General features: G+C 63.5%; 14 protein-coding genes and 2 tRNA genes. 15 read left to right on the top strand and 1 reads right to left on the bottom strand.

Annotated elements, in window-relative coordinates; all coding sequences use genetic code 11:
• Positions 1-19 precede the first annotated feature (19 nt).
• The 6 genes from mscL (at position 20) to H8K20_RS05900 (ending at position 5310) form a co-directional block, all read left to right on the top strand.
• Positions 20-472: a large conductance mechanosensitive channel protein MscL gene (gene mscL / locus H8K20_RS05925; RefSeq protein WP_186487767.1), complete on the top strand. Its 453-nt coding sequence runs from the start codon at positions 20-22 to the stop codon at positions 470-472.
• Between the two features lie 162 nt (positions 473-634).
• Positions 635-1108, top strand: a complete 474-nt coding sequence (locus H8K20_RS05920) for a putative ABC transporter permease (protein ID WP_154865360.1) — start codon at positions 635-637, stop codon at positions 1106-1108.
• Positions 1109-1333: 225 nt separating this feature from the next.
• Positions 1334-1409, top strand: a tRNA-Ala gene (locus tag H8K20_RS05915).
• Positions 1410-1418: 9 nt separating this feature from the next.
• Positions 1419-1495: transfer RNA gene (locus tag H8K20_RS05910), tRNA-Val, on the top strand.
• A gap of 1307 nt (positions 1496-2802) precedes the next feature.
• A complete protein-coding gene (locus H8K20_RS05905) occupies positions 2803-3981 on the top strand; it encodes a MalY/PatB family protein (RefSeq protein ID WP_154865361.1) in 1179 nt (392 codons plus the stop codon).
• Positions 3982-5076: 1095 nt separating this feature from the next.
• A complete protein-coding gene (locus tag H8K20_RS05900) occupies positions 5077-5310 on the top strand; it encodes a helix-turn-helix domain-containing protein (protein WP_186487766.1) in 234 nt (77 codons plus the stop codon).
• Positions 5311-5930: 620 nt separating this feature from the next.
• Here H8K20_RS05900 and H8K20_RS05895 read toward each other — a convergent pair.
• Entirely contained in the window at positions 5931-6344 is a 414-nt protein-coding gene (locus tag H8K20_RS05895; protein ID WP_186487765.1) for a helix-turn-helix domain-containing protein, read from the bottom strand.
• Between the two features lie 218 nt (positions 6345-6562).
• On the opposite strand from H8K20_RS05895, the gene H8K20_RS05890 reads away from it, so the two are divergent.
• From H8K20_RS05890 to H8K20_RS05850, 9 genes are all read left to right on the top strand, one after another.
• The gene (locus H8K20_RS05890; RefSeq protein ID WP_186487764.1) at positions 6563-6799 is read left to right on the top strand and encodes a helix-turn-helix domain-containing protein; all 237 of its coding nucleotides are present in this window, start codon (positions 6563-6565) and stop codon (positions 6797-6799) included.
• Entirely contained in the window at positions 6792-7004 is a 213-nt protein-coding gene (locus H8K20_RS05885; protein WP_186487763.1) for a hypothetical protein, read from the top strand. Before H8K20_RS05890 ends, H8K20_RS05885 begins: the two co-directional genes overlap by 8 nt.
• Before the next feature lie 25 nt (positions 7005-7029).
• Complete coding sequence (locus H8K20_RS05880) at positions 7030-7188, top strand: hypothetical protein (RefSeq protein WP_164998145.1); 159 nt, start codon at positions 7030-7032, stop codon at positions 7186-7188.
• On the top strand, positions 7181-7531 hold the full coding sequence (locus tag H8K20_RS05875; protein WP_186487762.1) for a hypothetical protein: 351 nt from the start codon (positions 7181-7183) through the stop codon (positions 7529-7531). Before H8K20_RS05880 ends, H8K20_RS05875 begins: the two co-directional genes overlap by 8 nt.
• Before the next feature lie 37 nt (positions 7532-7568).
• Positions 7569-8162, top strand: coding sequence for a PDDEXK family nuclease (locus H8K20_RS05870; RefSeq protein ID WP_186487761.1), 594 nt, complete (start codon positions 7569-7571; stop codon positions 8160-8162).
• Positions 8163-8166: 4 nt separating this feature from the next.
• Complete coding sequence (locus H8K20_RS05865) at positions 8167-9024, top strand: hypothetical protein (protein ID WP_186487760.1); 858 nt, start codon at positions 8167-8169, stop codon at positions 9022-9024.
• Positions 9025-11369: 2345 nt separating this feature from the next.
• The gene (locus tag H8K20_RS05860; RefSeq protein WP_186488237.1) at positions 11370-11525 is read left to right on the top strand and encodes a hypothetical protein; all 156 of its coding nucleotides are present in this window, start codon (positions 11370-11372) and stop codon (positions 11523-11525) included.
• Positions 11515-11889 carry a 3D domain-containing protein gene (locus H8K20_RS05855; RefSeq protein ID WP_207204810.1) on the top strand — a complete coding sequence of 125 codons (375 nt, stop codon included), beginning with the start codon at positions 11515-11517 and terminating at the stop codon, positions 11887-11889. Before H8K20_RS05860 ends, H8K20_RS05855 begins: the two co-directional genes overlap by 11 nt.
• Complete coding sequence (locus tag H8K20_RS05850) at positions 11865-12305, top strand: sigma factor-like helix-turn-helix DNA-binding protein (protein WP_178089660.1); 441 nt, start codon at positions 11865-11867, stop codon at positions 12303-12305. Before H8K20_RS05855 ends, H8K20_RS05850 begins: the two co-directional genes overlap by 25 nt.
• The last annotated feature ends 326 nt before the right edge of the window (positions 12306-12631 follow it).

Raw genomic sequence — 12631 nt, 5'->3', positions numbered from 1 at the left:
TTGCAGAGGAGGACCCACGATGAAAAAGCTGATGAAAGAATTTAAGGAATTTGCCCTGCGGGGCAACGTGGTGGACCTGGCCGTTGGCGTGATCATCGGCGCCGCCTTTCAGGGCATCGTCAAGTCGCTGACCGACGACATCATCTCGCCGCTCATCGGCCTGTTTGCCAAGACCGATTTCAGCGACCTGAAGGTGGCGGTGCTGGGGGTGGACATCCGCTACGGCGCCTTTGTCACCGCGGTGATCAACTTCGTCATCATGGCCTTTTTGATCTTTTTGCTGGTAAAAGGCATGAACCGGCTGGCCGGACTGGGCAAAAAGAAAGAGTCGGCGCCGCCCCCGAAGGAAAAGCGGCGCTGCCCGTTTTGCTTTGGCGAGCTGGACGACCGGGCCACCCGCTGCCCCCACTGCACCTCGCAGCTGGCCGGGCCTGAGCCGGGACCCGAGACAGAGCCCGACCCGGCGGTATAGCCGTTTTGCGGGGCCGGCCGGCAAGAGACGGCAGGATAGAGGAGAGGTGCGGCGGCACCTCTCTTTTTTTGCGACTTTATGTGACAAAAAGCGGTGCGGCTGGGGAAACGTACCGGTTTTAAACGGCGCCTATTTGCAGATACTAGAGGTAAATAACTGCAAATGGGTGATGACGTGAGAGAGATCGAGCCAAGAGTAAAAAAGAAGACGAGAGACGACGTAAAGGTCTTTTTGATCGGCTGCGTGGGCTACAGCGCGCTGGAGATCTTGTGGCGGGGCTTTACCCACTGGAGCATGGCCCTGACCGGCGGCGGGTGCATGGTGGCCATCTATGAGCTGAACTGCCGCCACCCCCAGCTGCCGCTTTGGAAGAAGTGCCTGGCCGGGGACGGCATCATCACCGCCGCCGAGCTGGCGGTGGGCTGCGTGGTGAACCTGTGGATGGATTGGCACGTGTGGGACTACTCGGACCTGCCGCTCAATTTTTTGGGGCAGATCAGTTTGCTGTATTCCTGCCTGTGGTTTTTGCTGTGTATGCCCCTGTGCGGCATGAGCCGCAAGCTGCAGCAGGTTTTTGCCGGCGCCCGCAGCGGACGGCAGGCGGCGTCGCGGCTGGAGGGGCAGAGCCATTCGTAACAGCGGGTGGGTGACCGGCAGATGGGGCGCGGCCCCGCGTACATAAGAGCGCCGGACCGGGTTTGGCGGGGCGGCAGGAGCGGGCGAAAACACGCGGTGTGAACGGCCGGCGGATGGACCGCAACTTTTTATAAAAATGGGGCTTGCATTTTCTGGGAGATATGCTATAATAACACTTGTCGATAGCGAGGGGTTAGCGCCCGGCAGCTTATTTTTTTGACACTTGGGGTTTTAGCTCAGTTGGTAGAGCGCTGCGTTCGCATCGCAGAGGTCAGGGGTTCGACTCCCCTAAGCTCCACCACATTTTCCTGGAGGCGTAGCTCAGCTGGTTAGAGTGTTCGGTTCACATCCGAAAGGTCGTGGGTTCGAGTCCCTCCGTCTCCACCAAAAACACTGCACAGACAAACCGTCTGTGCAGTGTTTTTTTGTTGTGATCCACTTTATAGCCTGCTATTTTCTTTGGGTAAGATCTGGTCGTGGGCGGCCGCCGATCTTTGCGCGCCGTGAGCGGGTCATCTGTTCACGCCGCGCTCCAGGGTCTGTTTGGGCGGAGGTTTTCGCTGCGGCCAGCTAGGTGTTGGTGCGCAAGCCGCTGCCGGTATCGATGGTCTGCGGCTGCTGTGTCTGAGGTCCAGAGGGACAAGAGAGCTGGCAGCTGTCCTATCGACAGCTATTATAGAGGTGCAGAGCATGCGTATGGGTGTGCAATATGAGCGCACGGAGGACTGCCGCTGCCTTCGCACCTGCTTTTTATTATATCGTATTTGTGGTGGAGACCTGCCGCGTGAGTTCTCGACATGTCGACACCGGGCAGCGACATAGCTACAGTGTTTACAAACGATCGGCTGTTTTTTAGCCGTGATCGCGGTCACCGTTCGAGCGGGTGGTGTGGGCCGAAATTGGTATGAAAATTGCTATGTACGTGTTTGACAACGGTCACCGCCCACACGGGTGGTGTGGGTCGAAATGCTTCTGACTTGTCGATTGTCATTACATCTATGGGTCACTACCCACATGGGCCGAAAGGACTGTTGGCTCTGCCAGCGGTCTTTTTGTCTGTTAAAGTGAGGTCTGACATGGGCGGCGTGGGGGTGCTGGAACTGCCTGCCGCGGCCGATGGGCGGTGGTGTAAACTGCTGCGGATAGCGGTGAACGTTATGGGCGGGCACTCGGCGGGAAATACATCTTTCGGGAGGTGCGGTGCTGCTGCGCACCGGGGCGGTGGGCAGCGCTTTTTTGATAGCGCGGGAAGGACCGGCGTGGTTTTGGACTCTGTTTGGGGGCTTATTACAGGGAACTGCGGGTGGGGACATGTGCGGTACAGGGCGGGCTGTGTGCACGTGCAGACGCTGTCAACTGGCTTTTTCAGGTACCGCTCGAGCAGGCTTTTGGTGGGCGGGGGCGCCGTTTTATGTATGGCCCGACCCTGGCGCCCGGCAGGCAGCAAAGGCGGCGGGGGCACAGTCGGCAGAGAGCCGCCGACAGCGCCGGCGGGTTTGCTGCTGGGGCGGGACTGGGGGCGCAGTTTGGCGCGGCGGAGCGGCAGCGGCCCTCTGTGTACTGCGCACCCGATTGACAAACTGCTGTGCGGGGCGATAAGATAGAAGAAGCGAATACATACAGGAGACATCTTACAGGCCGCGGCGCCGGGCTCCGACCGGGGACGGCGGGCGGCGAAAAAGGAGACGTGTGTTATGAGACAGTATGACCTGGACGAGATCATCGACCGCAAAGGGACATTTTGCTCGAAGTGGGAGTTTATGCCCGGAGACGACCCCTCCGCGCTGCCCCTGTGGGTGGCGGACATGGATTTTGCCTGTGCCGACCCCATCATCGAGGCGCTGCACGCGCGCATCGACCGCAAGATCTTCGGCTACACCGTGTACAACAACCCCGCCTATAAAGAGGCGGTCACCGGCTGGTTTCGGCGCCGCCACGGCTGGGAGGTAAAGGCTGACGACGTGTTTTTCTCGCCTGGGGTGGTGCCGGCCATCTGCTACCTGATCCAGGCGCTGTCACAGGTGGGGGACGGCATCGTCATCCAGCGGCCGGTCTACTACCCGTTCACCAACAGCATCGTCGGCAACGGCCGCAAAGTGGTCAACAATCCCCTGCGGTACGAAAACGGCCGCTACACCATGGACTATGCCGACCTGGATAAAAAGCTGGCCGACCCCGGCGTGAAGGGGATGATCCTCTGCAGCCCGCACAACCCGGTGGGCCGGGTGTGGTCGCTCGACGAGCTCAAAAAAGTGGTGGAGATCGCCAAGAAGTACGACAAGTGGATCATCTCGGACGAGATCCATTTCGACCTGGTGCGAAAAGGGATCGAACACACCCCGCTGCTCAAGGCTTGCCCCGAGTACAGAGACCGCATCGTCGTCTGCACCGCCCCCAGCAAGACCTTTAACCTGGCCGGTATGCAGCTGTCGAACATCGTGATCGAGAACCCCGAGTATCAGAAAAAGTGGCTGCACGTCATCGGCGACCAGAACTCGGTGGGCTTTGCCAACCCGTTTGGCATCACCGCCATGATCGCCGCCTACAACGAGAGCGAGGACTGGCTGGACCAGGTGAACGCCTATATCGACGGCAACATTGCCATGTGCAGAGAATTTGTGGCCGAACACCTGCCCCGGGCCACGATGGTGGACTGTGAGGGGACCTACCTGGTGTGGCTGGACCTGCGGGCCTACTGTGCGGACAAAGAGGAGCTGGAGGAGATGATGCTCCGCCGCGCCAAAGTGGCCCTGGATGAGGGCTACATGTTCGGCGAGGAAGGCATCGGATTTGAGCGCATCAATGTGGCTTGCCCGCGTTCGATCGTTCGGCAGTGCCTGGAGCGGATGGCCCAGGTGCTGGAGGGAAAATAGAGAAGAGTTACCTCTGTGCGGCGAGAGCCGGGCAGCCGGGGAGACCGGCCGCCCGGCTCTTTTTTTACTGCCGGCCGGGCTGTGGAGCAGATGGAGGTGGTGGGAGAGCGGAGAGAACGGCTGCGGGACGGCGGCCTTATGCCGGTAGATGACCAGCGGCGGCATGGGTTGGGCATGGGTTGGGCATGGGTTGGGCATGGGTTGGGTATGGGTTGGGTATGAGCCAGGCATGAGCCAGGCGTGTAGTGGAGAAGATGCCGCCGCGGAGTGGGAGCGGTGTGGGACCTGCCGCCGGCTGAGGGGCGGCGCGGCGGGGGCAGTCTGCGGAAAAGCGGGGCCTATTGGGCGCATATAAGCGGGACTACAGGCGCCTATAAGATGCAGCCGGCGGTATACGGGGGAAGCGGCCGTTGGGGCTGCCGCTGTGATTGCGACCTCGGCCGCTGTTGACGAAACTGCTGCTTTGGGTGTTGGTGGGGCGGGGTTTGACTGTGTGCCCGAGATAAGCGGGAGCTATATAGAGCGCGGCGGGGCGGGCGGTAGAGCACTGTGTTGGGGAGAGGTGGCCGGCTGTGGCTGCACAGTCTTGTTGTAGCTTTCGACGCTGTTTGAGACCCGGGGTGAAGATGGGGAGCGCACCGGAGTTGCCCAAGGCCCGGCGGCGGGAGCATCTCGTAACAGAAGACGGAGCGCGGGAGCGGGGCGACCAGCTGTAGGGGCGCGCGGACAGCGGCGCCACGGCAGGCGCATGGTGAAAAGGTGGGATATAGTGGACTTGGCGGAGAGGCGTTCTTTTTTTGGCGTTCTGCCCGGCGGCGGTTTGGCGCTGAGCAGGCAGAGCGCGGTGGTCGCCAGGAATCTGAGGGAGGAGATCTTGCGGGCAGCGGGAGGAGCAGTGTTTTTTAGATGTAATATAATGTGTATGTTTACTTAATAATTCTGGTATATATGTGCGTGAAAATTTGAGATAGAGAGAGGATCATATAAAAAAACAGCCGAATGAAATAGCGTTTGCTAACTTTGTATCAAAAAGAATACGATAGGACCTTGATGGCGGACATATAAGACATAAAATCTCTACATAGGAGGGGTTTTATGGGAATTTTAGAAGCGTTTATCCGCCAGATGCGCGAGCATCGAGAGGCCCGACACTGGACTCAGGAAAGAGCAGCTTTTGAGTGTGCTGTTTCGGTGGAACACTACAAAAAAGTGGAGCGGGGCGTATCGACGCCCAGCTTGACCATCGCCGTGCGCATGGCCAGAGTGCTGGATATCGATCTAAACGCACTCAAAAAATTAAAAGATGACAAGAGCGAAGAGACGCGATAGCCGGCTGTCGCGGTCGTAGGGCTGCCGGCCGGTACTGGCGGCGCCAGCGGCGATGCGTAGAGCGCAGAGCGGCGGGGCGAGAAAGCTCTGCTGCCGGCACAATAGAGCTGCAGTGGGCTACCTATTACCCGGCACTGCGTGGAGCGGGGTGAGGTGGCCTGTTTGGCATACAGAGATATAACTTACTGGCAGGTCCTTTTGCCCGGCAGATCAAGGGGGCCGGCTGCCCACACTTTAAAAAGAGCGGAATATATGCAGCATGCATGCTGCTACTGCCTGCCGCAGTTTGGCTGCCACCCTTGATGTGTCCGAAACGGATGAGCGCATTTTTACTGATAGCACAGCGTTTGATCGTCGGCAGAAAATCTGCCCTGAACAGAGAAAATAGCGATTGGTGGTGAGCGCGGTGACAGATATACGAGAGCTGTTTTTACCAAATAGGACGTGCGACAGCAGGGATGAGCTGCTGCGGTGTAAAATCGTCCCCCATGTTTCCCCCATGCCCCCACCGCCATAATGAGCACGGCGCGCGAAGGCGGCGACCGCCCAATAAAAAAGCCCCCGGCTGTTTCACTGTGAAACAGCCGGGGCTTTTTTTGCGGTATGCGGCGGGCGCGGCGCTACCGGTCCGGCTCGCGCTCCTGTTCCCGCTCCTGTTCTTGTTGGAGTTCCTGCTCCTGCTGGAGCTTTTGGCGCATAAAGCGGGCCATGTTTAAGAGCACCTCTTTGTCGTGGGCGGTGAGCTGGCGGCTCTCGTGCAAAAAGGCGTAGGTGAAGTCGTCCAGGGTGACGTCGCCGTCGGCGGGCGCGGCGGCGACATCGGGCCCGGTCTTGCCCAGCAGGTAGTCGGTGGTGACGCCAAAGTAGTCCGACAGCTTGGACAGCGTCTCGGCCGAGGGGAGCACCTCCAGACCTTCCTCCCACTTTTTCTTCCAGTTGGAGACTGCCGACTTGGGCACCCCGGCCTGCACCCCCACCGCCGACGGCTTTACCCCCGCCTGCTGGCACAACTGTACGTATCGGTCATAAAACATGGCAGCACACCTCGCAAAACTGGCAAAACAGAGAAGTTCTAAATATAAAACGAAAATCACTTGAATAGTTCTATAAAATGAACTATCATAGAAATACAGAGTTCATCAAAATGAACTTATGGCAACACCGGCGCGGACGAACTCCGGCGCTGACACACAAATACAGTATAACACACCCAAAGCGTTAGTTCAATATACTGAACAGAGAGGGAAGAGCGATGCCGGCACAGTGGACGGGGGACGTGGTGCGGCGCATGCATCTGGCTGGCGTGCGCAGAAAGGAGCTGGCCCGGGCGCTGGGCTACAGCCAGGAGTATTTGGGGAAGATCCTAAACGGCCGCCGGGCGCCCCGCGGCGCGCAGCAGACCATCGAGCGGGCGCTGGATGCGCTGCTGGCCGGGCGCGGCGGTCTCGGTGCGACAGAGGGGGCAGAGAGGGGAGAGAGACATGCTTGATCGGGTAGTGGGCGCCTTGGCGCTGGCGGGACTGGTGGCGGCGATACGGCTGTGTGCCAGCCAAACGCTGCCGCCGGCCCAGGCGCTGTTTTTGGGCCTTGTTAGCCTGGCGGGGCTGGTGGTGGCGGTGGAACATTGCTGGTACTGCCGCCTGCTGGGGCGGCAAAAGCGGCGGCCGGCAAAGAGAGACCGGCCCATGATGTGAATTTTTGAGGAGGAGGTAAGGCGAGGTGGAGGAGCGCACAGCGGTGCTGTTAGAGCGCATTTTACTGATGAGCGACCTGCTGGCCGACCGGGTGCTGGCCGACCGGCCCTGCTGCGTGCTGGTGGATACCATCCAGGACGCGGCCCGAGAGATCCAGCTGGTGCAGGAAGACGGCGATGTGTGACCTCTGCCGCCGCAGCCCCTGCCACCCGCGCTGCCCCGGGTCTGGCGCGCGCTACTGCCCGCCCCGGTGCGCGGTGTGCGGCGAGCCGGCCAGCCAGCTGCAGGGCGGCACCGCCTACTGCGGCGTGTGCGGCGACTGGGCGGTGTACCGCGCCGCCGACCGGTGCGACCGGGACGACTACCTGCACCACTGCGGGGCGCAGTACCGCTCGTTTGCGGCGGCGCGGGGAGAGGACTGCCGCGGCACAGCCGCCCAGGCAGCTTTTATAGAGGGGGACCTGGACGACTTTGCCCGCTGGATGTACCAAAACGGCCGGGCACAGCCGCCGCAGCGTTTCGAGTAAAAAAGTGAGAGATCCACAAAACAGGAGGATAAGACCTATGGCAGAGTGCAAAAGAACGCCCTGGAGCGACGCCCAGCTGGAACAGCAGTTGCGGGAATGTGTGGCGGAGATGCAGCTGGAGCGGATGCCCAGCTGCAGAGAGCTCAACGCGCATACCGGCAGCGGCGGGTTTTCGGCGCGGCTGGTAGCGGCGGGCGGGATGTACAGCTGGGCCCGGCGGCTGGGGCTGCCGCTGAAGCAGAGCGCCACCGAGATCGGCCGGCAGGGGGAGGAGTACGCCGCGCTGTGGCTGCAGGCGCGGGGCTACACGGTGGAGCGGATGAGCGCCCGCCACCCCTACGACCTGCTCATCGACCGGGCGGTAAAGGCAGACGTGAAGTTTGCCCACCTGGGCGGCCGCCGACAGACGGGGAGGTATTCCTTTGAGCTGCGCAAGATATACCCCACCTGCGACATCTATCTGCTGGTGACCGAGGCCGAGGAGGGCTGCCGGGCAGTGTATGTGCTGCCGGCCCAAAACGCCATGCACCGCATGCTGAGCATGGGGTCGATCACCAGTAAATATCAAAAATACCGGGGCCGCACCGACATTATCGACCGTCTGCTGCGCGCCTTTGCCGAAGTGGGGTGAAAAGATGCCGAACCGCATCATTAAAGAGAGCATCTGTACCAGCGACACCGTCGACGAGCTGGACTGGTTCGAGGAAGTGGTGTTTTACCGCCTGATGGTCAACTGCGACGACTACGGGCGCATGGACGGGCGGCCGGCCATCATCAAGAGCCGGCTGTTCCCGCTAAAAAGCAGCGTGACCGAACACAGCGTGTGCGAGGCGCTCGAGCGGCTGGCGGCGGTGGGCCTGGTGCTCATGTACGCCTGCAGTGGCCGACCGTACCTGCAGCTGGTGACCTGGGAGCGGCACCAGCGCATCCGCAACCAAAAGAGCAAGTACCCCGCCCCCGGCGCGGCGCCGTCGGCCCCCGGCGAGCTGCGGACCACTGACAGCGGCTGTCAGCCGACGGCGGTCGGCTGCGGGCCCAATCCAATCCAATCCGGATCTAAATCCGAATCCGAATCTAAATCTAAATCTAAATCCATATCCGAATCCGGATCTCTATCCAATGCCGAGGGGGAGAGCGGAGCGGATGCGTGCAGCTGTGCGGCAGAGGAGGCGGGGTTTGCGCAGTTTTGGCAGATCTACCCCAAACAGCACGATGAGGCGGGAGCGCGGCGGGCATGGGCCAGACTGGCGCCGGATGCGGCGCTGACCGCCCGCATTTTGGCAGCGGTGCGCCGCCAGAGCCACAGCAAACAGTGGACCAAGGAGGACGGCCTGTACGTGCCCCACCCGGTGCGATACTTGGACGAGCAGCGCTTTAAGAGCGTGCGGCTGCCCGCCAGTGGCAGCTTTGACGCCGCAGTGCTGGATGACTGGGAGAACCGCTACCCGCTGCCCGCCGCCCCGCAGGAGCAGGTCGGGGCCGCCGGCAGCTGACCCGGCGGCCGGGGCGTGAAAGAGCGGGGCAGCAAAACAGCGGGTAACGGACGCGGTATTTGGCTGGCGCGTTGCCTCGGCGGCGCAGCGCTTGGGACTTGTGCCGCGCAGATGAGCGGAGCTCTGCGGCGGTGGTATGGCCGTGTTGTGGTGGGGCTGTGGTGGCTGCACCTGTTGAGCAGGTCGAGCTGCAGCCGCTGGGCCTGCGGTGCGGGTGAGCCAGCAACAGGGTTATCTGCGGGGGGCCGCGATGCGGCGCGGCGCTATTGGGCGACCGGCCTGTACATCCAAAGCGGTGGCGCTGGAAGGTGGGGGCTACCGTGCGGGAGCCGCATAGGGCCATTTTGGAGATATGCAGGCCGTGGCAGTCGACCTGGCCGGCCGGGCACACATCGGGCGGTAGTTGGGCAGTGGTTGGGCAGTGGTTGGGTAGTGATTGGGTTGTGGTGGACGGTCGCGGCGGGGGTGACCGGGTCGGCACGGACAGCGGGCAGGCGGGCAGGACTGAACGGGGGCTGCTCGGGGTGGGGCCTTCGGCCGAGAGCGGGCGCAAAGCTGGTGCGGCGGGGTGCAGGCGGGGTGCAGCGCGGCCCGATGTGGCTCGGTGCTGCCTAATGCTGCCCAGTGCCCCGACTGGCTGTGGGTGGCGATGCGGGGCATGTGGCTGGGTGGCGGCGCGGCACTTGGTGGGGCTTTGCGGGGACCTGGTGGGGCTGTATCGGGTGGACACGGCGTGTGCTGTCTCTGGTGGGTCTTGGCGGGACCTCGGCGGCCCGGGCGCGGTGGTGGAGCGGCGATACATACGGGCAACAGGTCGCCACCGCGTGTAGCCGGGGCAGGAGGTAGCGGCTAGAGGACAGTGGAGAGAGAACCGCGCAGTGCGAGCAGCGGGGGCAGGCGGGCAGGGCTGAACGGGGGCTGCTCGGGGTGGGACCTCCGGTCGAGAGCGGGCGCAAAGCTGGTGCGGCGGGGGGCAGGCGGGGTGCAGTGTGGCTCGGTGTGGCCCGGTGCTGTCTGGTGGCTGCCCAGTGCCCCGACTGGCTGTGGGTGGCGATGCGGGGCATGTGGCTGGGCGGCGGCGCGGCACCTGGTGGGGCTTTGCGCGGCACCTGGCGGGGCTGTACCAGGTGGACACGGCGTGTGCCGTCTCTGGCGGGTCTTGGCGGGACCTCGGCGGCCCGGGTGCGGTGGTGGAGCGGCGATACATGCAGGCAACAGGTCGCCACCGCGTGTAGCCGGGGCAGGAGGTAGCGGGTAGTGGCTAGCGGCTAGAGGACAGTGGAGAGAGAACAGCGCGGTGCGAGCAGCGGGGGCAGGCGGGCAGGGCTGAACGGGGCTGCTCGGGGTGAGACCTTCGGTCGAGAGCGGGCACAAAGCTGGTGCGGCTGGGGGCAGGCGGGGTGCAGCGCGGCCCGGTGCGGCTCGGTGCTGTCTGGTGCTGCCCAGTGCTGCCCAGTGCTCCGACTGGCCGTGAACGGCGATGCGGGGCATGTGGCTGGGCGGCGGCGCGGCACCTGGTGGGGCTGTACCGGGTGGACACGGCGTGTGCTACCTTTGGCAGGTCTTGGCGGGACCTCGGCGGCCCGGGTACGGTGGTGGAGCGGTGATACATGCGGGTTGCAGGTCGCTACCGCGTGTAGCCGGGGCAGGAGGTAGCAGGTAGTGGCTAGCGGCTAGAGGACAGAGGAGAGAGAACAGCGCGGTGCGAGCAGCGGGGCAGGTGAGCAGGGCTGAACGGGGCTGCTCGGGGTGGGACCTTCGGTCGAGAGCGGGCGCAAAGCTGGTGCGGCGGTCCGACTGGCCATGAACGGCGATACGGGGCATGCGGTTGGGTGGCGGTACCCGACGAGAGGTGCCTGTAAGAGCGGACCGCCCTGCGCCAGCTTGGGGGGGCGGGCGGCAGCGGTGCGGCGTGATACCGGCTGCACAGTGCACAGCGGCAGACATATGGACAGGCAGCCAAGCTACATGGCCCGGTCCGGCGGCGGTTATTGTGCGCGCCATGAGCGATAAGCAGTGAGCAGTGAACAGTGAACAGCGGACCGACGCAGCGGGATGGAGCTGCGCACCGGCGGCGTCCAGGCGCCAAAACCTGCGGGATACAGACACGGGCCGCAGGCGCTCTCCGTCAGGACCCGGCAGAAGGCGGCCGGCTGGCCGACTGGCTGCGCCGCCACCGCACGGCATAGAGCGGTACAGAGAAGTGCCGAACAGATACCGGCGCCGCCGATGCACAGCGCCCGAAAACAGCTGTAAAGGGATAAGACTTGTAAGGTGAGAGATGTATACCGGGACCGGGCGGGCAGGCACCGCCGCGGCCCGGCCGAGAAACAGAGGGGGAGCATATGTTGCGTTTACAGGAGCTGCTACAGATACACCGCACCCGGGCGGCGGCGGGAAACGCCACCGAGCGCCGGGTGGCTCTGGAGACCATTCGCGCGCTGGAGGAGCTGCGCGCCTATCGGCAAAAAGAGCCGCCGGGGGCCCACCGTGCTCGCTGAATTGGCGGCGCTGGTGCTGGCGGCGGCCGCGGCGGCACTGCCCCCGGCCGGCAGCTTTACCGTGTACGCCTACTGCACCGAGCGCTACCCCCACATCTGCGGCGGCAGCGCTTACACTTATTCCGGCGAGCCGGTACAGGCCGGGCACACGGTAGCGGTGGACCCCGCGGTGATCCCGCTGGGCAGTTGGCTATATATTGAGGGGCTGGGCTGGCGGCAGGCGGCCGATACCGGCAGCGCCATAGACGGCCGCCGGCTGGACCTGGCGGTGTGCACACACGAGGAGGCCCTGACCTGGGGCGTACAGCACCGACAGGTGTGGATATGGGAGGGAGATACATGTTTACAGCGGCCGACCAATTGAGCCAGCTGCCCCATCTGCGGCGGGAGATCGGGCAGCTGCAGCGGCGCATCGAGACGCTCAGAGACCAGGTGGTGTACACCGCCGACCGGGTGCAGAGCTCGCAGCGGCAGTTTCCCTACCGGGCGGGCACCGTGCGCATAGTGGGGCTGGATATGCAGCACAGCGAGAGCCGCCGCTACCAGCAGCAGATCGCCGGGCTGTTGGCGGTGCTGCGCCAGCGCCAGCGGCGGCTGCTGCAGCTGGCCGCGGCGCTGGAAAAACAGATCGCCGCGCTGCCCGACAGCCGCCACCGGCAGGTGCTCACACTGCGCTTTATCGAGGGGCTGACCGCAGCCCAGACGGCCCAGGTGATGGACTACAGCCACCGGCAGGTCGACCGGCTGCAAAAGGAGGCCGCCGCCCAGCTGCGCCGGTAGCGCGGCCGCAGACACGGCGCAGATCGCCGCGGGGACCTGATGCGTGATGAGACGTGGGCGCAGCCACCTGCCGGGCGGGCTGTTGGGCCGCCATCTGTGCTGCCGTGTGCGCCGGCTGCGCGCGAAGCAACGGCCGGGTCCCTTTACAGCCAGCGTGTTCCCCCTGTGCCGCCAACAGGGCCTGGAACGCCGGCCCGGCCCATCCCCCCAGGGGCGCTGACCATCTGGTAAAAGAGTTGCCCGATACCCGACCGCTGTAGGCTGAGCGCTGTTTTTTATGGTATCGGTGCGGCAGTGCGGGTGTAAGCAGTGCCGCGCCAAACCGC

It is taken from the genome of Neobittarella massiliensis (ex Bilen et al. 2018) (assembly GCF_014269355.1).
In the GTDB taxonomy this organism is placed as follows: Bacteria; Bacillota; Clostridia; order Oscillospirales; family Ruminococcaceae; genus Neobittarella; species Neobittarella massiliensis.
Note: the sequence above shows the minus strand (reverse complement) of the source record. Positions and strands in the feature narration are given on the sequence as shown.